General features: G+C 44.4%; 14 protein-coding genes. 7 read left to right on the top strand and 7 right to left on the bottom strand.

From position 1 onward, the window contains the following. Window positions 1-125: 125 nt before the first annotated feature. Genes SATMO3_RS24575 through SATMO3_RS24565 form a run of 3 tightly spaced genes read right to left on the bottom strand, consistent with a single transcriptional unit; the run spans window position 126 to window position 4220 of the window. Window positions 126-1742, bottom strand: coding sequence for a PucR family transcriptional regulator (locus SATMO3_RS24575; protein WP_371372624.1), 1617 nt, complete (start codon window positions 1740-1742; stop codon window positions 126-128). Then, window positions 1739-2599, bottom strand: a complete 861-nt coding sequence (locus SATMO3_RS24570) for an alpha/beta hydrolase (RefSeq protein ID WP_371372622.1) — start codon at window positions 2597-2599, stop codon at window positions 1739-1741. Before SATMO3_RS24570 ends, SATMO3_RS24575 begins: the two co-directional genes overlap by 4 nt. Continuing rightward, entirely contained in the window at window positions 2592-4220 is a 1629-nt protein-coding gene (locus SATMO3_RS24565) for a PucR family transcriptional regulator (RefSeq protein WP_371372620.1), read from the bottom strand. Before SATMO3_RS24565 ends, SATMO3_RS24570 begins: the two co-directional genes overlap by 8 nt. Before the next feature lie 138 nt (window positions 4221-4358). Here SATMO3_RS24565 and fdrA point away from each other — a divergent pair, with 138 nt between their 5' ends. The 4 genes from fdrA (at window position 4359) to arcC (ending at window position 10154) form a co-directional block, all read left to right on the top strand. Further along, complete coding sequence (gene fdrA, locus SATMO3_RS24560; RefSeq protein WP_371372618.1) at window positions 4359-7358, top strand: acyl-CoA synthetase FdrA; 3000 nt, start codon at window positions 4359-4361, stop codon at window positions 7356-7358. Continuing rightward, window positions 7351-8223, top strand: coding sequence for a DUF2877 domain-containing protein (locus tag SATMO3_RS24555; RefSeq protein WP_371372616.1), 873 nt, complete (start codon window positions 7351-7353; stop codon window positions 8221-8223). The genes fdrA and SATMO3_RS24555 overlap by 8 nt, the downstream gene beginning before the upstream one ends. Window positions 8224-8303: 80 nt before the next feature. Then, complete coding sequence (gene allE / locus SATMO3_RS24550; RefSeq protein ID WP_371372614.1) at window positions 8304-9089, top strand: (S)-ureidoglycine aminohydrolase; 786 nt, start codon at window positions 8304-8306, stop codon at window positions 9087-9089. A 129-nt stretch (window positions 9090-9218) separates the two neighbouring features. Further along, window positions 9219-10154 carry a carbamate kinase gene (gene arcC, locus SATMO3_RS24545; RefSeq protein ID WP_371372612.1) on the top strand — a complete coding sequence of 312 codons (936 nt, stop codon included), beginning with the start codon at window positions 9219-9221 and terminating at the stop codon, window positions 10152-10154. A gap of 217 nt (window positions 10155-10371) precedes the next feature. Here arcC and SATMO3_RS24540 read toward each other — a convergent pair whose 3' ends face one another. Next, the gene (locus tag SATMO3_RS24540; RefSeq protein WP_371372610.1) at window positions 10372-12030 is read right to left on the bottom strand and encodes a PucR family transcriptional regulator; all 1659 of its coding nucleotides are present in this window, start codon (window positions 12028-12030) and stop codon (window positions 10372-10374) included. A 424-nt stretch (window positions 12031-12454) separates the two neighbouring features. Here SATMO3_RS24540 and SATMO3_RS24535 point away from each other — a divergent pair, with 424 nt between their 5' ends. Then, the gene (locus tag SATMO3_RS24535) at window positions 12455-14611 is read left to right on the top strand and encodes a PAS domain S-box protein (RefSeq protein ID WP_371372608.1); all 2157 of its coding nucleotides are present in this window, start codon (window positions 12455-12457) and stop codon (window positions 14609-14611) included. A gap of 161 nt (window positions 14612-14772) precedes the next feature. On the opposite strand, the gene SATMO3_RS24530 is transcribed toward SATMO3_RS24535, so the two are convergent. The 3 genes from SATMO3_RS24530 to SATMO3_RS24520 all read right to left on the bottom strand — a co-directional run bounded on the left by SATMO3_RS24530 (window position 14773) and on the right by SATMO3_RS24520 (window position 19924). Next, complete coding sequence (locus tag SATMO3_RS24530) at window positions 14773-14967, bottom strand: hypothetical protein (protein WP_371372606.1); 195 nt, start codon at window positions 14965-14967, stop codon at window positions 14773-14775. A 179-nt stretch (window positions 14968-15146) separates the two neighbouring features. After that, the gene (locus tag SATMO3_RS24525; RefSeq protein ID WP_371372604.1) at window positions 15147-16601 is read right to left on the bottom strand and encodes a sigma-54-dependent transcriptional regulator; all 1455 of its coding nucleotides are present in this window, start codon (window positions 16599-16601) and stop codon (window positions 15147-15149) included. Then, window positions 16598-19924 (bottom strand): PAS domain S-box protein, encoded by a 3327-nt coding sequence (locus SATMO3_RS24520; RefSeq protein ID WP_371372602.1) that lies wholly within the window; start codon window positions 19922-19924, stop codon window positions 16598-16600. The genes SATMO3_RS24525 and SATMO3_RS24520 overlap by 4 nt, the downstream gene beginning before the upstream one ends. 256 nt (window positions 19925-20180) lie before the next feature. Here SATMO3_RS24520 and SATMO3_RS24515 point away from each other — a divergent pair, with 256 nt between their 5' ends. Beyond that, window positions 20181-22088: a [Fe-Fe] hydrogenase large subunit C-terminal domain-containing protein gene (locus tag SATMO3_RS24515; RefSeq protein WP_371372600.1), complete on the top strand. Its 1908-nt coding sequence runs from the start codon at window positions 20181-20183 to the stop codon at window positions 22086-22088. 110 nt (window positions 22089-22198) lie between these two features. After that, window positions 22199-23491 carry a uracil-xanthine permease family protein gene (locus SATMO3_RS24510; protein ID WP_371372598.1) on the top strand — a complete coding sequence of 431 codons (1293 nt, stop codon included), beginning with the start codon at window positions 22199-22201 and terminating at the stop codon, window positions 23489-23491. The last annotated feature ends 140 nt before the right edge of the window (window positions 23492-23631 follow it).

Genomic DNA, 23631 nt, shown 5'->3' with positions numbered 1-23631 from the left:
TTACGTAAAAAGCCCGGGGCCTAAAAAGGTTTTTCCTTATAGGCTCCAGGGCTTTATTTCTATATCAGAGAGTATAAGTTTTGAGAGGCAGCAAGCGGGTTTTTTCTAAGCCAAAATACTGTCCCCTATGCTTCGGAAAGCAGCAGAGCAAGCCGAAGCTGCAAAGAACAATCCGGATTGGCGAGTGGCGTGTCTAATATTTCATTTAATCTGGCGATCCGGTATTTTACCGTGTTGCGGTGGATATAGAGGGCCCGGGCCGTTTCCGCGATATCGCCCTGACAATCTAAATAGGTTTGCAACGTTTGCCGGAGGATTACTTGAGTTTCCTGCTCAGGATAAGCCAGAGATTTTAACACGCAGGTACAGAAGTGGCGGGCATGTTCCTGCGGGACAAAGCGCAAAAGCTCGGAAACCCCTTGTGAATAATAGGTGCGAAAAAATGCTTTCTTGCCCTCCGTCCTGCTTTGATGATAAATTTCTTCGGCTTCAATTCGCGAGAATGCCACAGCTTGGAGAGTATTAACCGGATTTCCTGCAGCACAGGAAATTGAAACAGAGAGATATGTGGTCATTTGATCTCTAATGAAAGCAATAGCGTTTTCTAAGTTCTCTACAGGCCTTTGTAGGAGTACCATTATTGTTTCGCTTTTTTGGCAAGAGAACAGAATAGTATCTTTACCTAAAATTTCAATATGGCGTTCCAGCCAATCATACACAAGCGAATACAGATCAGACCGGGTAGGATTTTTGTCCGCCATTAACTCATCGATTGCTACAATTAAGAATCGGTAATAATCGGAAGAAATTAAACCAAGGTTTATACCCTGCTCCAGAAAAACTGCGGTGTCAACATTACTGGTGCTGTGAGTTAGACGCCGCAAAAAATCCTCCCGCATTCTCCGCTGCAGTTCTCTCAGTTTCTGATTTTTATAAAGGGAAAAAGCGGTAGCGGCGGCAGTCTGCTCAATTACAAGATAGGAAAAGGGATAAGGAATTTTTTCCTTTTCCAGCACAATAAGCAAGTGGGGATAGACAGAGGCGGCCCAAACGGGAAAGATCCACGCGGTAAACGGACGGGGGGCCTGAATATAGAGCGAAGAGGGTATGGCTGCCGAAGGCGAGTTTTTAAATTTATCGCTGTCTTTTATAGCGGCCAACGCCTGCTTCATTTCCATTGTTTTCTTACCCAGCGGCAGAGAGGTGTCGATTATCTCAAAAAAGGGGTCTGTTAAAAATACGGTCTGCCGGATTGTTCGGCTAAGATGGGCAAGGATGATAGCAAGCGGGGTATCCTTGACTAGCATATGCGAATATACACGCTGGACTTTCAAAGCGCTTAACAACTGTTCGTTTTCTACGTTCCAAAGGTAGGAGAGGAGCTGGTGGCAAGTTATGCCCAGTGTCCAGGAACCCGGAACCTGAATCAGGGGGAACCGGAGCTTATCGGCAGTTGCGAGAATCGAAGGATCGAGCTCGTCGATAAAACGGCCCAGTTTCACGCAGACTCCGGCAATAGGGACACGGTTTAAAGCCTCGATCATCAGGCAGAAGCCGGCCGGATCATCTTTAAAGGCCATGCCGGTTGTTATTAGCAGAGAATGGGGTTTGATAAAGTTGGTAATGTCCGGAGTCTCTGAGATGTCGGCGCTGTCCACTTTGCGGGACAAATCGGCAGAGTGGTTTAAAACAGTCATTTGTGAAAAGGGTGCGTTTTTTAAAAGTTCCGCAATAGAAGTCATATTGTAGCTTCCAGCCATTCTATTATTTCTTCATACGTTAATCTTCCTGACTCATCGTTTAGATCCCTGTCAAAGTCGTGGACTTCTCTGTAGATGGTTATCAAATGTGAATTTGGAATTAGCTTAAGCAGACACTTGCTCATTCGATATGGCACATCAGGATCTAATGTCGCCGCTGCCAAAATTGCCGGCGGGAAGGACTTAAGTGTTTCGTCCGTTAATGAGTATTTCGACGGATCCTCCGGTCCACAGAGGTATTTTGTCCATGTTCCTTCCTGTCTGGCCTGTATATAGAGGGAAAATCTTGAATCCATCGGGCCATAGGTTACCGGGCTGTCAGAGATAATTTTATCAATGCTTTCATTCGGTATGCTCGCTAACTTTTTATAATGCTTGCTTGGTGTGTTAAATTGAGCTTCGTTGAGCTTGGTATAGCCGTAAAGGCTTATGATTGCTGCTGGCGCCAGGGCTTGGCTTTTAATTAACCGGTCACAAAGCATAAAACAGAGATAGGCTCCAGCCGATCTGCCAAATAGCACATATTTATGATTTTTTAACTTAAACATACTATCAGTATTTTGTAAATAGAAGCAAAGTATGTCGGAGCCTGATTTTAAAATCTGATCCATCTTTGATTCCGGCGCTAAAGGATAATCTAACGCTAAAAAATCATAGCCTGAGTTCAAAAATGTATTTATATAAAGTTCCGGCAGGTCGTCTCTTACACCATACAGCAGCCCGCCGCCGTGAAAATAAATAATCGTTACATTTTTTCTATTAATTTTTGCTCTATGCAAGTTTGCATAGAGTTTTATATTTTCTTCTGTAATTAAGCTGAAAACTTCCGGTTCATTCACTATTTTTTCTCCCGTCAATCAATTTAAACAGTCTGGCGGCTATTTGAATCTGAAGCAGTTCCTCCGGGTCCGCAAAATCTACGTTTAGCACATTTTTTATCTTGTCAATTCGATATCTTACTGTCTTAGGATGAAGAAACAATTTTTCAGAGGTGAGGATATAGTTTTGATTTGTGTCGAGAAAAGTTTGCAGAGTCTCAAATAGCAGCGGATACTGGTGCCTGAAGTTAGCTAGCCGGGGAGATATGAACTTCTTAAGATCGCCCAGGTTGTTTGAATCCAGGAATAGTTTGTAAATTCCCAGCTCTTCGTATGGCAAGATATTATTTGAATTGTGGAACAGCCGCAGTACCTTCTCTGTGTCCAAAACTTCCCTGTTTGCCTGGGGGATGTTAAGCTTTTCCACTATCGAGCTGATGCTCACATTGTAATAAAAATCTTTCAGCACATTGTTTTGAACCAATGCATTCATTATTTTTTCGATAGAGGACGGAGTAAGCTCAGATTTATCATCGCTAAAATTAAGTATGAACACTACTACATCCAATTTCTCCAGGAAAACGATATCTTTAAAGCTGGTTTTAAATGTAAGCCTAATCTGTCTTAGTGTCTGAGACATAAGGTCTTTGTCTATATTTTTCTTTTCGTCCCGCGGATAAAGCTTTATAAGCAACACTTGATAGTACTTATGTTTGCTTATAGTAAGAGACTCCAGCACCTCGTCTGTATCTTTTTCCTCGTAAAGCCGATCATTGAGTAAGTCGCTGATAATGTTATTTTTTTGTTGAAATAGATTTTGCGAGATTACATACTTTTTCAATACTTCCATTTGTAAAAACTTAACGCCGTTTTCTATTACCATGAAATCTTCAGAACTAACCTGTTCCGGCAGTTCATGGATAACCAGTTCATAGTCATCATAGCCGAGATGCGGTATATGGACTCTAATCTGCTGGCCGGTTATTTTTGGATTAGTGCCATTATAGATCACATCTTTGCGCTCATATTTGAAATGAACGTACTTCTCCGTTAAAACTTCACTTGTACTCAGAACTGTCACATCGGTAAGTTCCGGGTTTGTACCGATTTCAGTTCCCTTTGCAGAGTTAATGAGGCTTACATCACGCAGCATCATTTTTTTAAATTCAAACAGAATCTCGTCCATTGACGGCATTTTCAGCGCCAGCTTGGTCAACTCGCTATGAACCTCGTGGTACTTATTCAGCAGGTTCATATTTTTATTGATTATTGGCCCTAATATTTCGAGAATTATGGATTCATATTTTACATCCTTGTTAATTTGAATTAAGGGGATGGCATGCTGATCACAAAGCTCAATTATTTTATTTGGTATATGAGTAACCAATCTGTCGATTTTAATTATGATCGCACTAATGCCGATGTTGTAGAGTTTTTCGAAAAATGCTTCCAGCTCACTCTCGCTCAAATTGTGCAGGGCAAAGAAACTGGTAAGGATAACTTCGCCATGACGCCCCCAGTTTGCGATATCAGTTGCCTCAAGTACATTGACCCCCGTTATTTCGTTTAAAATTCCGTTTTCACCGGCTATTAATCTTGCTCCATCAAGTGTATGCATTTTTAATATGTCTTTGATATTCACTTTAATACTCCTTTATCCTCAGGGTATAAAAAAAACGCTTTTTTTATAATTTTTATACCAATGATAATGCAAAAAAAAAATGATATAATGACGATGAGTTATTTAACAAAATATTAGCACAACGAAGGGGATTTGGAAATGCTATATACGGTAATTAAGAAAAATAGTTATCAAGATTCTATTAATCTTATGTTACTTACAAATTCAATTAATACTATTGCCGGTATAACAAAATGTTCAATCATGATGGGGACTGCCGCCAATAAAGACATCCTTAAAAATGGCGGACTTCTTACCGCTGAGGCGGAAAGTGCAGCCCCAAGCGATATGGTAATCGTAGTCGAGACTGCAGATAAACAGATTATTGAAACGGTTCTTAGTGAAGCGGATAAGTTCTTAAATGATTTGGCTGTTAAAACCAAGAGCACAGGCATTGAAAATGTAACCAGCCTAGACGCGGCATTAGAAGAAATGCCTGATGCAAACTTGGCGCTGTTTTCCATTCCCGGGGAATATGCTGCCGACGAGATTGAAAAAGCGCTGGATAAAGGCTTGAATGTGTTTTCCTTCACTGATAACATCTCGCTGGAAGATGAAGTAAGGCTTAAGAAGAAAGCGCATGAAAAGGGACTGTTGCTGATGGGACCTGACTGCGGCACCGGAATTATTTCCAGCATCCCCATTGCGTTTACAAATGTTGTAAAACCCGGCAATATCGGCATAGTCGGAGCCTCCGGAACAGGCATACAGGAAGTTACTACTATTATCGACAGGCTTGGCGGCGGCGTTGTACACGCAATCGGGACAGGCGGTCGCGATCTAAACGAAGCGGTCAATGCGATTACCGTTCGGGATGCCATACTGGGACTTGAACTGCACGAACCTACCGATGTAATTGTAGTAATATCAAAACCGCCGGCCCCAAAAGTCCGGGATGAAATCGTAGAACTGCTGCATAGTCTCTCGAAACCGGTGGTTGCCATATTCCTCGGCGAAAAGCCGGATCACCACGAGGGCAATGTATATTTGGCGCATACGCTCGAAGAAACTGCGAAGATTGCGGTAGACCTTGCCAAGAACAGAACGGTTAAGCCTAACTATATAGAAGAAATAAACTACGAGATAAAGACGCCGCTGGCGCCGGAAAAAACAGTAAAGGGACTGTATTCCGGCGGTACGCTTGGCGCCGAAGCGGCCATGCTTATTACCGAGGCTTTGGGACTCGGTAAATTGATCAAACAAGAGGGGTATCTCCTTAATGCCAAGGGATACGAAATAATGGATCTGGGAGATGACATCTACACGCAGGGTAAACCGCATCCCATGATCGATCCCGAAGTTAGAATTAATAAGATAAGAGAATATGCCAAGGACGAAAACACCGGAGTTATCCTGCTTGACTGCGTATTGGGCTACGGTTCGCATCCTGATATGGCCGGGGCCTTAGCCGGTGCGATCAAGAAAGCAATACAAACGGCCAAAGAAAATGGACGGGAACTGTATTTTGTAGCTACTGTTTGCGGAACGGAACATGACCCGCAAAACTACCAGGCAGCGATAAAAACCCTCAAAGAATGCGGTGTATTGGTCGAAGAAAGTAACGCAAAGACAGTAAGGCTTGCCCTGAAACTAAAGGGTATAGATTTCAAAGAAGCAGATAAATACGTAGTAGAAAAACAGGTGGCAAAGAAAGCGCTGCCTGAGGTCAGTGACAGTGTAATTGACCTCTTAAACTCCAAACCCCGTATTGTAAATATTGGTCTTGCCAGCTTCACAGAATCTATTCTGACATATGGCGGCAGTGCGGTGCAATATGACTGGAAACCGGCGGCTGGCGGCGATAAAAGACTGATCAAGATACTAAACGCTCTGGCCAAAATTGCAGAAATTGAAACAGCCAACAATGAAGTTATTGATAGGATGAAGAGCTCACAGCCTTTCCTGATCGACGTAGTGCCTGCGAAATCAGTAATCGAAATCTTGAATAATAAAGTGCTGCTGCACGCCGGACCGCCTATCGAATACAAAAATATGACAGGCCCAATGCAAGGGTCTTGTATCGGTGCGGTATTATTCGAAGGCTGGGCACAGGATGAAAACAGCGCCAGAGAACTGCTGGAAAAGGGCGGAGTAAAATTCTCACCCTGTCATCATGTGAACGCAGTAGGTCCTATGGGCGGGATTACCTCAGGCAACATGCCGGTTATGGTAGTGGAAAATAAACTGGATGGTTCCATTGCCTATTGTATAATGAATGAAGGTATCGGCAAAGTGCTTAGATTCGGCGCTTATTCTGAAGAAGTTTTAACCAGATTACGCTGGATGCGGGATTCTTTAGGACCGGTGCTATCGCAAGCGTTGAAGCGCAAAGAAGGCGGCTTAAACCTGAACGTGCTCATTGCCAAAGCCATTACCATGGGTGATGAATTCCATCAAAGAAATATAGCTGCTTCCCTTATCTTCCTGAAAGAAATTACCCCGTTAATTACGGAACTCGATATTGACCAAAAAGAAAAATACAGTGTAATAAAGTTCCTGGCAGATACCGATCAATTTTTTTTAAACGTCATGATGGCGGCGGGGAAATCTATCGTGGATTGTGCGCGTAAGGTTACAAGCGGTACGGTAGTTACAACAATGGCCAGAAATGGACAGAATTTTGGCGTAAGAATAAGCGGAATGGGTGACGAATGGTTCACAGCGCCGGTTAACACGCCAAACGGACTGTACTTCACAGGCTATTCGGAAGAGGATGCCAATCCGGATATTGGCGACAGCGCCATCACAGAAACAGTGGGAGTTGGCGCCATGGCAATGGTCGCAGCTCCCGGTGTTACTAGATTTGTAGGTGCGGGCGGTTTCCATGATGCCCTGAAAGTCTCCAATGAAATGGATAAAATCTGTATTGCCAATAACTCGAACTGGAGCATTCCAACCTGGGATTTCAAGGGAGCCTGCCTTGGTATCGACGCTAGAAAAGTAGTTGAAACCGGTATTACACCGCTCATCAATACGGGAATAGCGCATAAAAACGCGGGCGTAGGCCAGATCGGAGCCGGGACGGTGCGCGCGCCGCTGGCTTGCTTTGAAAAAGCAGTCATTGCCTACGCGAAAAAACTGGGGATAGAAGTTGAGTAGGACTGAACTAATAGATAGAGAGGCAATGAGCAATCTATTGCCTCTCTATCTAAAAAATTATAGCGTAGGCAACATTCACAGTAAGTTTAACAACGGGCTCAATATTCAAATTAATGATTCTTTGATTTATGTTGGCCGCCGCGGAACTCCATTAGCTGCATTTGGACTGAATATCGAGGCAGAGAAACTGAAGCATGTGCTTAATTCTGTAAGAATCGGGGATTTGGTTGTAAACAAAGGGAATAAGTTAATTCTTTATAGCGGTTATGGAGCAATAAATATTTGCTATAAAGATCTGGAAGAAGTAGATTTAAAACTCCCCGCAACTAAATGCAGCGTGAACGAGCTGCCTTATAGCCGGCTATATAACTATTTAGAAACAATTGACTTTAAGAAGTATATAGGACTCGATCTGGACGAAAAAACCGGCAAGTATGTAGAGCTATTATTGTACTCCGACAGAGCAGATATGAATACGAATACGCTGATTATCGGTTTTTTTGCCGGCAGAGGTAAAGGACTGACACCTAGCGGAGATGACATTCTCATAGGATTCACCCTGGCGCTTATGCTGTTTGGCCAATTCAATATTTGGCGGAAAGCGCTGGCAATGGAAATCACCGTTGATAAAACCACCTTGATCAGTGTGGCCTATATCGATGCATTGTTAGCAGGGTATGCAAGTGAGCATTTTATACGGCTGGTAAAGCTGTTAGACGATCCGGAAAAGAATGCAATAGAAAAAACTATAAACGAAGTACGGTCATTCGGTCATACTTCAGGCAATGATACCCTGTTTGGTTTTTTCTTAGGCTTAAAATTTCTAATAAATCAAGGGAAGGAGCAGTGTGAGGAACCCAACTAAGGCTAGTATAAATAGGATGCAATTGTCTTCTATGTGTCAAAATGCAAGGGCCAAAAAAATGCAGTTAAGGGGGTTAAGATATGAGTTATCTTAATAATGTTGTCGGCTATAGAAAAGATCTGTTAATTAATCGGTCAGTGGTTAAGAAAGAGAACTATGTATTGCTCGACCCGGATGGTTTGGTCAAAAATGTCATTCCGGGTTTTGAGAACTGTGATCTCACAATTCTTGGTTCACCCAAGCTGGGGGCAAGCTTTGTCGATTATCTCGTTACCATTCACGCCGATGGCAAGAATGAGCTTGGCTTCGGTGAGGAAGGCGTCGAAACACTGTTTTATTTACTTGAAGGCGACCTGGAGGTTAAAGCCGGGGAGCAGTCTTATTCTATAAAAAAGGGTGGCTTTGTGTATTGTCCTCCCGGCACCAAGCTTTATTTTCAGAATAAAAGCGGTGAAGCAGCTAAAGCCTTCATGTATAAACGTATTTACAAACGACTGGAAGGCTATGAGCCATATGTTGTTACCGGCAATACGGAAGCCATGGAATGGACAAAGTACGAAGGTATGGAAGATGTTTTAGTCAAAGATTTTTTACCCAAAGACCTGGCTTTTGACTGCAATTTTCATATCTTGAGCTTTAAACCCGGTGCCTCTCATGGCTATATTGAGACCCATATTCAGGAACACGGCGCCTACTGCCTGAATGGACAAGGTATGTACAATCTGGATAATGACTGGATTCCTGTGCAAAAAGGCGACTACATTTTTATGAGCGCCTATTGCCTGCAAGCCTGTTACGCCGTGGGGCGCGAAGAAGACTTCGCCTATGTCTATTCCAAGGACTGTAACCGTGATGTGACACTTTAATTTGGCATGGGCAAGTATGCATTGTAGTACTTTGTAAACGATAAAATTCTGATTTTAACTGTACGGACAACGGTCTGTTACTATACTGGATTGCCCATCATAGTAAGCAACATAAAGAGGTGAGTATAAATGAAGAAACAGCTGGTTATCGCTTTAGGAGGCAATGCGCTGGGCAATACTCCTGATGAACAGAAACAGGCCGTCCTGGCCGCAGCCAATCACATTGCAAGTCTTGTCAAAGATGGCTATAAAATCGTTATTGTTCATGGTAACGGACCGCAAGTAGGCATGATTAATCTAGCCTTTGAACTTGCCTACCAGCAAAATTCAAATGTATCTTCCATGCCATTTGCCGAGTGCTGTGGCATGAGTCAGGGATATATCGGGTTCCATTTGCAAAATGCCTTGCAGAATACATTCCTGGAGCAGGGAATGACCACACATGTTTCAACAGCCATTACGCAGGTCATTGTTGACCAAAACGACCCGGCTTTCCGGCACCCGACTAAGCCGGTTGGCTTATTCTACTCGGAAGAAGCAGCCAAAGAGATTGAGCAGGCGAAAGGGTACACCTTTGTCGAGGATTCCGGGAGAGGCTTTAGACGGGTTGTCCCATCACCTGAGCCGGTTGATATCAAGGAAAAAGGGACGATACGCTGCCTTATGGAAAACGGAGATGTTGTTATTGCCTGTGGCGGCGGGGGAATTCCTGTATATCGCGAAAACGGAATGCTTCACAGTGTTGACGCAGTAATTGATAAGGATAAAGCGGCTGCCAAATTAGCTGATGTTATCAGTGCAGATACCTTCATTATTTTGACTGCGGTTCCCCGCGTTGCCATCAACTTTGGCAAACCGGAGCAAAAATGGCTGGAACGTATTACTGTTGCTGAAGCCAAAAGATATATTGCAGAAGGGCACTTTGCCCCGGGATCTATGCTGCCGAAAGTCGAGGCAGCGATCAAGTTCGTTGAATCCAGGCCAGGCCGGGAAGCCATTATTACATCCTTGGAAAATGCGTACAAAGCAGTCAATGAAGATAATGGTACGATAATCTGCTCTTAATGAGCAGAACAGCTGGCGGTCAGTGTAACTGGCCGCCAAATCTTTACTATATGTATCCGGCCTAATTTTCTGTAGCTTTTCTAAATATAAATAATAGATACTGTCTTAGACGATGCCGGTTTAAATCCTGCGAAATATTGCATAAAAAAGTGGCTGAAAATCTTTATGATTTTAGCCACTTTTTATCTTTATGGAGATTAAAGGAACATGATTGCTATCAGGTGTGGACCATAGGTAATATTTTGCGTTGTCTGAGAGCTAAGCGCAAACAGAAAAGCAGTTCTCTATTTTCTAAATCTAATCCGGTTAAGTCAACGATGCGATCAAGCCTGTTAGACAGGGTGTTGCGGTGAATGTATAATTCTTTGGCTGTTTCAGTGAGGTTTTTGTCAGATTCCAAATATCTTTCAAGTGTTTTTAGAAATTCCGATTCCGTGTTCTTATCCAGCTGTTCCAGTTTAGCGATAATCGGCTGGCATATTTTGGACAAGACTACTGTCGCTTCAGGGTCAGATAAGATGTGATAACAAGCAATTTCATAAGGCTGAACAATGTGTCCGGCTCCCTTTGTCGCACGACCAATATTTAAGGAAGTTAAAGCAACATGAAAACTTCGCCGCGCAGACATAATATCAGATTCCTGAGTACCAATACCAATAGATACGGTAAGGTTCTCGAAACTTTTGTCGAGGGCTTGATGCAGTTTATTATATAAGTCTTGTTCGGTGTTGAAGTTGCACATGGCTGCTATCAAAGCGATAATTTTGCCGGCACGTTCGGATATGAGTGATAGTGGAAATGTTTCGGCAATGATTTGTTGGGAGATTTTGCACAGTTGGGCTGAAAGTATAGGCCAATTGACTTCGGTTGCTGTTGTTTCCGTTTCAATAACCAGACATTTGTATCTTTTCGCTTGCGCGAGTTTGGAGTTAGTGATAATATCAGCAGTGTTTTGCTCCTTGGGATTACCAAATAATATATATTCAAGCATATCGCGGGAGTGCAGCTTTCGGTTTTCCGCAATAGCCTTCTGCTTTAAAAAATCTAAAGCAGCTACTGTGCAGGCATGTTCCAACGCTACTAGCTTAATGTCTGTGAAATTGTTGTCAGGCTGGATTATCGTGATGTGGCCGAAAAATTCGTTGCTGGACATAATGGCACAAGATATACTCTGGTAGCTTGCCCCTTCAATTGTTATTGTGTGCGTATAAGGATTTTTGGTTCGGGATAACTTCTTTTGTAAGATATTGTTGGGGATTTCTGGGGTAAGCAGCAAATGTTCCAGTGCATGTATCGTATTTGAATCATATCCCGGCAAGTTATCAGGCAGCCAGTGATTAATTAGCTGTCCGTTTATGTCGAAACATCCAGCCGGACACTGTGTGAGTTTACCTAAATTAGTCACAATGGCATTTAATCCGCCGCCGTTAATGGCGACATCGGTTAATGTTTTATGGATTTCATTCGAACGCTGGAGCAAATAGGACTGACGGCTGGCAATACTGCAAATGATTGGATTTATAATTTCTGCAAATGAAAGGCTCAGAGGAAGTTCTAGGAGCGGGAATCCCAGTTCATTTGCCAGTGTCTGTATTGTTGAGGGGATTTCCTGCAGGAACCGCTTGGTTTTAATGCCTAGACCAGCGCATCCGCGGGCATGAAGAGCTCGGATTAACTGTTCCTGCAAATTAATGTCATCTTTAATTGTATAGGCTGTTGTTAAAATTAGATCTCCGGCTTTAGCCCAATCACCGATATCTGGTGCATCCATGATGTTCACAGATTTAACAGGATTATTCATCCCGGCAGAACCGGCTGACAATAACATGGCTTGTTCTTTAAATAATTGTAAAACGTCTTTTATTGTAAGATCCATACTACACCAACCTTTATGTCCCAATATAAATAGTATTCGGCTTTATATTAGGCAGTTCCTGTCTGGATTGTGTATTTATCCTGCAACTAACCCGCACTAAGACTCCTGCTTCTATAAGCGGGAGATAAGTGCGGCTAAGTTCCTGGATAAGGGCGACTAAATTTCAGGTGGGGCTAAAACCCCCTCTGAAGCTAAGTCTATTTTATAATAAACGAGTGTAAGTGTGTATCTCACGAATATTACATAATACGTTTATTGAGTTAAATTAAATAACTTATTGATATAGGCAGGATATTAAAAACGTAAAACGAAGTAAAATTGTAAATATTGGATATGAAATAATATATCTTAGCAGTAGCGAAATTACTTTAGCGACTGGTTGAATTTTACTAGTAACGGATTTAGTATGTTAAGGAGTATTTGTATGCACGTTTCCCGACTAGCCTTACCTATGAAGCTTTATATTGCAATTATGGGAATTATTACGCTAACTTTTTTATATTTTGGCTATTACGATGCAATCAAGACCAAACAATCCGTTTATGCAGAGCAAGAGCGCACTCTTATCCAAATCGCAGTAATGCTGGAGCAAAAGTTGCCTAAACCCTATTCCCAGTTAATTGAGGAAGAAACTGACGAACCACTGAAGCCGGATGAAAAACGCGCCATTTTAAGAAAAAAACTGCAGCCAATCATCGATGATGCGGCAAAACAGTTTCCCGGCTATCTCATGGGCTTTGGCGATTATGAGCAGATCATCGCTGCTCCCGCCGACTTTCAGTTAGTACCTACAAAAGCCGGGAAAGCGGTTTACACTCAAATGAAAATGGTTACGGCCATTAATGATTATTCGCCGATCTGGGGAGCAAGCAGTCTATCAGTAAGCTATCCATTAACATATAACGGCGCAGTGTACGGCCATATAGGGGTTAGCACCAGGCTGGCCGATATTGAAAATGCTTACTGGCAATCCTGGTTACGAAACTTGCTTATTTATTTACTGCTTTGGCTTGCTATTACCGCCATTTTACGTAAGCTATTTCTATCGCTATCTGCTACACTTTCGCAACTATCCATACAGATAAGGAACGGTGCCGACATCGAAACAGGAGTTCGGATATTTCCCGAATTAAAACCCGTGTTGGAAACCGTGATAGAATTACGAACAGATTTAAAAAGCAAAGCGGAGCAAATAGAAGAGCAAAAAAAATATCTTGAAGATATTTTGAACAGTATACAGGACGCATTTTATTGTCTCGATAAAAATATGATATTCACTTATTGTAATAAAGAAACAAAAAAATTCTTTGGATATGATCCCACAGGTATGGATATATGGACATGTCTGCCGGATGCCAACCTGCCTCAGCAGATGTACAAGCAGGTTATCCTTGAGCAACAACCCCTGTATTTCGAAATGCAAAGTATTATTAATAAAAAATGGATTGGCTTAAATATTTACCCCAATCAGGATGGCGGGTTGTCTGTTTTCTTTCGTGACATTGATGAGGAGAAAAAGATCAACGAGGAATTACTGCAGGCTAAAGAAAGATTCTTAAAAGCATTTAACCTTAATCCCAACCTTATGATGCTGACATCCCTTGAGGAAGAAGCACGTTATATTGACGTAAATGATGCATTTGCCAAGGCTAGCGGTTTAAAACGTGAAGAAATAATCGGCCGTTCAATTAATGAATTCAATTTGTTTGCCGATATGACGCAACGGGCAGAGGTTAGAAAACTAATCTTCGCAAAAGGTTCTATAGCAAACTACGAGCTAAAATACCGTTATGGCGGTGCTGTAAAAGTTGGGCTTTTATCGGCCGAAAAAATTGAGATCGGCGGTAAGCCTTGCATTATAAATGTAATAACAGATATTACTGCGAAAAAACAACTTGATGAAGAATTAGCCCGGTATGCCTCCTTGAACTTGGTAGGGGAAATTGCCGCAAGTATCGGTCATGAAGTGCGAAACCCCATGAGTACTGTTCGGGGATACTTGCAATTATTCCAACGAAAAAAACAGTTTGCCGACTACCATGAGGATTTGGGCATTATGATCGAGGAGTTGGACCGGGCCAACACAATTATTACCGAGTTTTTGAGTCTTGCGAAAAATAAAAGTTTTGATCTAATAGCTACCGACCTGCAAGCCGTAATTAACACCATCTTTCCGCTTATCCAGGCCGATGCTTTTCGATTAGGCCATAATATTCAGGTTAAACTGGAACCCATTCCTTTAGTAATGCTGGACGAAAGAGAAATACGTCAGCTTATTCTTAATCTTGTACGTAATGCTTTTGAAGCAATGGAGCAGAACGGAATGGTATGTATTAAGACATATATGTGTAAGAATGAAACGATACTGGAAGTTTCAGATACAGGTAAAGGCATACCCCCGGAAATTCAAAATAAACTGGGCACTCCTTTCTTTACAACTAAGGAGAACGGAACCGGACTGGGATTAGCGGTGTGTTACCGCATAGCACAGCGACATAACGCAGCTATAAGTGCTATGTCCGGCAAGACAGGAACCTCGTTCTTAATAAAGTTTCCTAATAATATGAAAATAGATGAATAATTGCTGTTCAGGGGTAAAAAGATTCCAATCACTGGAATCTTTTTGCTTTGAAGTATTAGATTCTGGTAAACAATCAATTCGCTGAGGAATAGGAAAGTAAGTTTCCGCCTTTTCCCACTGGGCGTGTAGCGCGAGAAGGTGGAAAACTATTTACTTATTACTTATTTAGTTTTTTTTACGGGTTCTATAAAGAATAGAGCATTATTTAAAACATGCTCCGCACTTTTTTGTAGACTTCCTTTAACTTTTGGAAGATCTTCCGGTTTTATCATCCCGCTTAGCAGTAAGTCGTCGGCTGTGAGTTTGCTAACTTCAAAAAGTATTTGCCTGACAGCTTCAATTAATCGTCTTTCCATTTACCTACTCCTTATCTTTCCACCTCCTCGCCTTATTTTAATTAAGCACATTATCGCTAAAACCTGTTCCATGGTCTTCGATTGTCAGGTTTGCCTTTAATTTAAGTATGTTCAGGCAGAAAAAGAGTGCCTTTTTACAAAGACACTCTAATACACTTCGTTACTAGACGGCATAATTGCTATTCGTGCGTTAATTTTTCCGCCCGGTAGGAGAGCGAACGGCGGGATAATCCTAAATAAGCGGCTGCAGCCGATTTATTGCCTTTATGTATTTCCAGCGCGGCGCAGATAATCCGGTCGACGTATTCATCAAGGTTAAAGCCTTCGGCAGGCAGAGCGATCGGAGCCTCCGGCAGGAGTAAGCCTGTTTGTACAGTTGGCGGCACCGTACCGGTATTGGCATTGATATTAAGGTGCTCTGCCTTGAGTTCAATGTCGTCAAACATAAAAATAGACCATTCAATGATATTCTGCAATTCCCGGACATTGCCGGGCCAGGAGTGACTAACCAATACTTTGGCGGCGACTGGACTGATACGCTTGAATTTTTTACTTTTTTGTGCTGCGAAACGATGAAGAAAGATTTCGGCAAGCGGCACAATGGAGTCGCCACGCTCACGCAGGGGCGGCAGAAATATCTGCCCCACATTGAGACGGTAATATAAGTCCCGGCGAAAGCTGCCTTCTTCTACGGCCTTAACCAAATTGATATTGGTAGCGCAGATAATCCGGACATCAGACTTGATCTTTTTCAGACCGCCCACCCGGTAGTACTCCTTTTCCTGCAGTACCCGGAGAAGTTTGGCCTGCATTTCCAGGGGCATCTCACCAATTTCATCCAGAAATAAAGTGCCCCCTTTAGCGAGATCCAGTTTGCCTTTTTGCCCCTTGGCCAGGCTGCCGGTGAAAGAACCTGCCTCATAGCCAAATAGCTCGCTTTCAAATAAGGAAGGCGTCAGCGCCGCGCAGTTAATATCTACAAACGGAGTGGCTTCTTCAAAATCGGCGTAATGAATGAGTTTGGCGATCATTTCCTTGCCGGTGCCTGTTTCTCCCAGGATCAGCACCGGAATCGACCTGTCGTGGTGATACATTATCGCCTGTTTATATACATTTTCCATCACGGAGCCGAATAGCCCGATTTCACCAAGTCCCTCGGCCTTAGCTGCCAGCAGCCGCAGGCGGGAGTTTTCCTTGGTCGTTTCCTGGGTAGCGGCTTGCACTTCCTGATCAAAATGGTCGGTTAAGCGCCGGTTTTCCCGCAGTAAGCCCTGATGCTCGGCCACCTTCTCGATGATGATAGATAACTCCTGGATATTTATTGGTTTTAATATGTAATCGAAAGCGCCCATGCGCAAGGCTTCAATGGCTGATTCCATGGACCCATGGCCGGTAAAAAGCACAATATCGGTATAGGCGCCGCAGGGCAGGTCTTTAATATGTTTGAGTAATTCAATTCCTGTCATGGCCGGCATTTTGATGTCGGTCAAAATCATGGGAAAACTGCCTTCCAGGAATACTGTAAGCGCCTCCTTGCCATTGCGGCACTCGGTAACCTGGTGCCCTTGCCTGCGTAAAAATTTGCTTACCGGTGTCCGGCTGCCCAGGTCATCATCTACTAATAAGATATTCAACTGGCATGATCCTCCTTAACGCCGTCCTCAATTAGCGGAAACTCAAGACGGAAGGTTGCTCCCCCGCGATCATTGTTGTCTACCGTGATCTGACCGTTGTGGGATGTTATTACCGACTTAACAATTGCCAGGCCAAGCCCCATGCCTGTGCTTTTGGTGGTAAAAAACGGGGTAAACATCCGTTGCTTAACAGCTTCTGAGATTCCCGGACCATTATCGGAAATTTTTACGATAATCCGGTCCTCCAATAGAGTTTCAATTTCTATTTCCCGTTGCAGTTGTTGTAAACTTACCAGGGCGTCTAACGCATTAGTAATCAGGTTGAGCAAAACATGTTCCATATGGGCAAGCGAACCGCAAATTTCCAGCGGGTCATCCAAGAGCTTGAGCGACAGAGTGACACCGGCGGCATCCAACTGTGACTGCAGCATGTGGGTGGCATTGGCTATGGCCTTGGTAAGGCTGAAGACTTGGCTGTTGGCTTGCTGATTGCTGCGGATCAAGTCGCGGATATATTTGATTATATTGGCGATTCTGGCCGACTGATCGGAAATTGTTTGTATGTCGTCGAGAAATTCTTCCCAATTATAAGTCTGACCTTCTTTGGCCCACATTAATATACTGTCAGCCGTCACCTTGATGGAATTTAGCGGCTGATTAATCTCATGGGCAATACCGGCTGCCATATTACCCAGGAAAGCGAGTTTTTCCGTTTTACTAATGCGGATGCGGGCGGCCAGGAGTTCACTCTCGGCCTGTTTCCGGTCTGATATGTCCCGTGCAATACATAGACCGACAAGTTCCCCGTTGAGGGCGAACAGATGGGCATTGACTTCAGAGGGGGTTGTGTTACCGTGCTTGTCAAGTTGTTCAAGTTCAAAAATGGTCTGCCGTGACGCTACCAGTTTTTCCATACGGATGGCAGTTGTTATCCGGCTTTGCTGGGACATGGTCTCCAGCATGGAAAGCGACAGCAGATCTTCACGGGTATAGCCAAGCCGCCGGCAGGCCACATCATTTACTTCAATAATTTTGCCGGGCAACCCCTGAGAGGTAATTTTCCAAACAAAGATGGCATCCTGGACACTGTCGAATAACTGCCGGTAGCGCTTTTCCACAGCTCTTCTGACGAATATTTCCTGCGCTAATGTGGCGTTGGCATTAGCCAGTTGCCGGGATTGTTCCTCAACACTTTTTTCCAGGCGCTTATACGAATGTTTTAAAACCCGGTCAGTAAGTTTTTTATCATGTACATCCAGGCAGCAGCCAATGAAGCCGGCAAAGGATTCATCCGGGTTATACCAGGGGATGCCAATGGCCTGAACCCAGCGGTATTCACCATCAGTACTAAGCAAACGGTATTCATAACTGAACTTTTCCCGCCAGCCGCGGGCTTTTTCCAGGGCATATTTGACCAATTGCCGGTCTTTGGGGTGGATAAACGCTGTACAGTCGATGCTTGTGCCGCTCCGCCAAAGTTTACCGGTATACTCCTGCCATTGCTTATTGACAAAAATGCAGTTTCCATCCTGGTCATCCATCCATAACAGGATGGGAATATGGTTGGCCAGATAACGGAAGCGTTCCTCGCTTTCGCGCAATGCTGTTTCTACCTGTCGCCGCTCGGATATATCTCTGGCAACAGCGATGATCCGGGGGGTACCCCATAACTTAAATAAATGAGAATTAATTTCTACAGGAATGCGCGTTCCATCCTTGGCGATATGGGTGACTTCAATGAGGTCATGTCCTGACTGAGTGATCTGCTGCCAGCTTCGCTTAGCCATTTCTTGGTCCGGCCATTCGGTTATATCAAATATAAACATCTGCAGCAGTTCGTCCCGGCTATAACCCAGCCGTTTACAGGCGTTGTCATTTACCTCTAAGAAAGTGGCTTGTCTATCCTGCGTAACAGGCAATACAAAAATAGCATCGTTACTGCTGTTAAAGAGGGACTGATATCTCTCCATTGTCAGACGGTAGTTTTCTTCGGTTTGTTTGCGGGCCGTGATATCTCTGACGATGGCGACAACTTCACTGGCATTGATAGGAGACAGACGAATTTCGAGAACACTCTGACCGGCATTCCGGTGCTCGAAAGTGCGAACTGTTTGTAATTTGAGGACATCCCGGATTTGCTGCAGCAATTCTTCGGATGAGCACTGTTCGAAGAGTTCGTTGATATTGTTGGTGGTACGGTGAGCGGCAGACAGGGGGGACATTTCGTTTGTGGACAACACTTCGCAGAGGATACCGTTTTTGTCAATAACAGTGACCATGTCAGGGACGGCAGCAATAATAGCGCGCAGCCGGGCTTCGCTTCGGGCCAGCTCCAGTTCGGCCTGCTTGCGGTCAGTGATGTCAATCATTGTGCCGATTACAGACGATTCTTCCTCTAAGTCAATATAACTGCCATGCACCTCAACATGGCGGATGGCGCCGGCAACACATAGACGCATTTCATATTTTATTTGTTCCTGTTCTCGGGTTACCCGTTTGCGGATATTTTCCCGGACCAGTTCCCGGTCATCAGGATGAACGTGGTCGTAAATGTTTTCAATAGTGCTGAGCTGGTCCCCGGAGCGGTTGGTAATGACGGAAAAACCCCGGTTAACATAGGTTAGCTTATTGCCCTGAATGGTATAAATGCCAACTAGTGAGCTGTCTACAATCCGGCGGTATCTGGCCTCGGCCTGCAGGAGCTTTTTTTGGGCGTCCAGCCCTTGCTGAAAATAAACAATTAGCCAGTTTAGCAATGTAGCGCCTGCCACGCTGGCAACGGTTAAAGGTATAAAAAAATTAAATAAAGCGTTTGGTTTGCTAAAAAGGCTGAAAGTTGCACCTGCATAAAAAGAATTGGCTAATATGTATATGTTCAGGGAGAATAGGCAGTTGACAAGTGTCGCCATTCCCAGTCGCCAGCTAGGACGGTAATCGTAAAATATGTTGCGCATAAAGGCGGCAATCAGGCCCCAGCAGGGTGTTGCCGCTGCCCAGGGAATCCAGTCATATCCACCGACAACCAGCAGAGCGGTACTCGTAAGCAAACCGACTAGGGCAGCCTCCGGCAAACCAACATACACCGAAGTCAGAATAACGGGAACCATGCTTAGGTTAGGCGTAAAACTTGGTATTTCCAGTACAGGGATGAGCGAAATCAGTCCAAGCAGGGCGAAAAGCAAAAAACCCCGTGCATTAGCCTCATATTTATGGTGGCTTACCGCTGCCGGACAGTGGTGTAGAAACAACAGCAGCACTAGGGCCATGGCCCCGAGGTTTTCTAATAGCTGCACTACTGAGGTAATTAGATCGGTCAGATTCACAAAAAAACACCTCAATATGTTTATTCGCTAAAATTATGCATAATCCTTGATATAATTGGTTGATTTACGGATTTGATCTAAACTAGGGATGGCAAGTTGTGTAGAAAATTCATACATGTTTATCAGAAATATTGTAAAATTAGGTTAATTTGTTATTGAATGTAAAATTATGGTTTGACTTGCCAGTGTGCATACTTTAATATAATAAATAATATAGTAAGCAGTGAAAAAAATAACAAGCTCGCAGGTGATTATTATGAGTAAGGATGTGCTCTTAACACAGGAAGAGTTGTGTGCAGGTTGCAACAAGTGTATTGCCAAGTGCCCGACAAAAGCCAACATTGCGTATGAGCTCAACGGAGAAAACAAGGTCAAAGTTGACCAAACACGCTGTATTCACTGCGGCGAATGTCTGGAAGTCTGCGATCACAAAGCCCGCGATTTTGCCGACGATACCGAACGGTTCTTTGCCGATCTTAAGCAAGGCGTTAAGATTTCGGTGCTTGCCGCGCCGGCCATCCGTTTTAACTTTGACAATTATAAACGGTTGTTTGGTTACTTAAAGTCTCTGGGTGTTAAGCTGGTTTATGACGTCTCGTTTGGTGCGGACATTACGACCTGGGCATATCTTAAAGCCATACAGGAACAGCAGCTTAACTCAGTCATTGCCCAACCCTGCCCGGCCATTGTCAACTATGTGCAAAAATTCCGGCCGGAACTCATAAATAACCTGGCGCCTATCCATAGTCCCCTGATGTGTACTGCCGTTTATCTGAGAAAATACGAGAATGTAAATGACAAACTGGCATTTTTATCACCCTGTATTGGTAAAATTGATGAAATCAACGAGCAGGATACTGCCGGGCTGGTGCATTATAATATTACCTACGCCAAACTGGCGCAATACCTACAGTCAAATGGGGTAAGTCTTGCCGGTTTCCCGGAGACCGACTTTGATGACGCCGGCTGCGGCTTGGGTTTGACCTTCAGCCGTCCGGGCGGCCTTAGGGAAAATGTTGAATTTCACACACAGAATGCCTGGATCCGTCAAATAGAGGGACCCGGACATGTGTATCACTATTTGGATGAGTATGCCAAACGGGTCCGGGCTGGCAAACCAATCCCGCTGCTAGTGGATATTCTAAACTGTCTGTGTGGCTGTAATATCGGCACAGGAACGAGCAAGGATGTAGCTATCGATGACATCGATTATCGAATGAATTCTTTAAAACAGGAGAAAATAAAAAAGCAGAGCAAGAAAAAGTTGTTTAAGCAAACCTATGCCTTATTCGAGCAGTTCGACAAGGAATTACGTCTTGATGACTTTGTGCGTCGCTATGAGGACAAGTCGGTAGCGGTGCAGAACACTTCCCAGCTTGAATTGGAATCGATTTTCGCCAAGTTACATAAGACCAGTGAAGCTTCCCGCAGTGTCAACTGTTTCGCCTGCGGGTTTGGCAACTGCCGGGACTTTGCCGCTGCGGTGGCGCAAGGCATTAATCATGTCGAAAACTGTATCGACTATAACCGTAAAGAGGTGGAGGCCGAAAAATCACTGCTGGCCAAATCCAATAACGAAGTGCAGGACATGCTTACCCAGGTTAGAACGCTTGCGGATGAACGGGAACAGACGGCTGAGATGTTGCATGCCCGGGTCAAGGATATTACCGAGGCCATCACTGAAGTATCGCTTGGCAGCGGTGAGAACGCCAAGAGTATTGAGAAAATAAGTGAGGAAGTTCATTATATATTAAAGACAGCTATTGAACTCAGGGAAAGTGTAGGGGAGGTCGAAGCAAAGCTGCGGGATTTCTCGCAAGCTTCCGACGAAATTGTCGGCATTGCCGGTCAAACTAATCTGTTGTCGCTCAACGCGACCATTGAAGCGGCCCGTGCCGGTGAACTGGGTAGAGGTTTTGCCGTAGTGGCCAACGAAGTGAGAATACTGGCGGACAGATCGAAAACGGCAGTGACGTCAACTAAAAATAGTGAGGCCGATATCAGAGGCCAGATCGCGAAAATTATTACTATTTCCGATGACCTGGAAACTAAAATGGATACTGTGAATAACGAAATTACCAGCATCTCCGCGACTGTCCAGGAGGTCACAGCCAAGTGCCAGGAAATTGCGGCGACGGCAGCCATGCTGGAGCAGCGGAAGTAATGTAAAGAACAGAAGGCGGAATGGGTTTTGCACTTATTTATATCTGATTAATTTTCAAGCGGCTGCCGGAATTACCGGCGGCCGCTTGTGCTCAAAGGAAGCGATGACACATGGAGAAGCTGCATTTTAAGTACTCACCCGAGCAAAAAGTGCCGATAACGGCTTTAGTGACTTATGGTCTCCAATGGCTTCTGGTCATAGTCCCCTTTGTCGTTATTCTCGGTACTGTGGTTGGCGTTCACGAGTATGCCGACTCGCCGGCCTTACAGTTAATGTATTTGCGAAAAGTATTTCTGGCCACAGGGCTGACGTTGGCAGTCCAGGTTGTCTGGGGGCACCGTTTGCCGATTATTGTTGGCCCGGCCGCTGTACTCCTGAGCGCTATCACGGCTAACCAGGGGGAGGCCGCCATTGGTTCAGCCTATTTTTCCATTGCCTTATGCGGGCTGCTGCTTGCCGGTTTGAGCGCATTAAAACTGCTCAGGCGGGTCAGTCTGCTTTTCACCACCCGGATTGTCGGTATCGTGTTACTACTCATTCCTTTTACCATGATACCTACCATTCTTAATCTGATTACGCGTGGAGCGGACCACCCGTTTACTCACCTGGTATTTGCATTCATTATGATTGCCTTATTGCTGTTAGGCCAGCGTGTACTGCCTGGAACTGCAAAATCCACCATGATTGTATGGGCCCTTGCTTTAGGCAGTCTGGCATACCATGGCCTGGTTGCGGGTGTGTGGCCGCAGACGGTTCAGCCTGTGCAGACGGCCGGCGAATGGCAATTGGCTGTTAGCGCGTTTCATTTTGACCCGGTTGTATTTATTTCTTTTTTATTATGCTTCCTGGCCCTGACCGCCAATGACTTAGGCTCCATCCAGAGTACCGGCGAACTGCTGCAGGTGGAAGACACCGAAAAACGCAGCAGCGCCGGATTGCTGCTTACCGGTTTGGGTAATGTCCTGGCTGGATGTCTGGGAGTTATCGGTCCGGTAAATTATTCCTTCAGCAGTGGAATTATTATTGCTACAGGCTGCGCCTCCCGCCTGCCGCTGGCCGTGGCGGCAGGCGGCATGCTGATTGTGGCGTTTATTCCGGGAATCATTGTCTTGTTTGCTTATATGCCGTCTGTTGTAACAGGCAGTCTTCTTTTCTATACAATGTGTTTACAGGCGGCCACCGGCCTGATGCTGTTAGGCAAATCACTGGATACCGGCGCTGCGTTTGAAACAGGGTTAATAGTCGGAGTAGCCCTGATGTTCGGCATCCTGGCCGCTTTTCTGCCAGGCAATCTGGCCGCCTCCCTGCCGCCGTTTTTGAAGCCTTTATTGACTAATGGTTTTGTTGTCGGTATCTCATCAGCCCTTATCCTGGAACACCTGGTGTACGCCAAGTCACGATAATCCAATAAAGTAGACTTAGCTTCAGGTGGGGTAACTTCATCTAAGCTAAGTCGTCGGCTAAAATATATAAAACAGGCTGCATTATACAGCCTGTTTTATATATTGAAAGATAAGGATAAGTTTTTTTAGTAGCAGGGCGA

This window comes from Sporomusa aerivorans (genome assembly GCF_041428895.1).
GTDB classification, from domain to species: Bacteria; Bacillota; Negativicutes; order Sporomusales; family Sporomusaceae; genus Sporomusa; species Sporomusa aerivorans.
Note: the sequence above shows the minus strand (reverse complement) of the source record. Positions and strands in the feature narration are given on the sequence as shown.

Excerpts from the sequence above, each read along its gene's own strand:
- SATMO3_RS24575 (WP_371372624.1), bottom strand. The coding sequence starts at position 1,742 with ATGACTTCTATTGCGGAACTTTTAAAAAACGCACCCTTTTCACAAATG.
- SATMO3_RS24535 (WP_371372608.1), top strand. The coding sequence starts at position 12,455 with ATGCACGTTTCCCGACTAGCCTTACCTATGAAGCTTTATATTGCAATT.
- SATMO3_RS24540 (WP_371372610.1), bottom strand. The coding sequence starts at position 12,030 with ATGGATCTTACAATAAAAGACGTTTTACAATTATTTAAAGAACAAGCC.
- fdrA (WP_371372618.1), top strand. The coding sequence starts at position 4,359 with ATGCTATATACGGTAATTAAGAAAAATAGTTATCAAGATTCTATTAAT.
- SATMO3_RS24515 (WP_371372600.1), top strand. The coding sequence starts at position 20,181 with ATGAGTAAGGATGTGCTCTTAACACAGGAAGAGTTGTGTGCAGGTTGC.
- SATMO3_RS24530 (WP_371372606.1), bottom strand. The coding sequence starts at position 14,967 with ATGGAAAGACGATTAATTGAAGCTGTCAGGCAAATACTTTTTGAAGTT.
- SATMO3_RS24510 (WP_371372598.1), top strand. The coding sequence starts at position 22,199 with ATGGAGAAGCTGCATTTTAAGTACTCACCCGAGCAAAAAGTGCCGATA.
- arcC (WP_371372612.1), top strand. The coding sequence starts at position 9,219 with ATGAAGAAACAGCTGGTTATCGCTTTAGGAGGCAATGCGCTGGGCAAT.
- allE (WP_371372614.1), top strand. The coding sequence starts at position 8,304 with ATGAGTTATCTTAATAATGTTGTCGGCTATAGAAAAGATCTGTTAATT.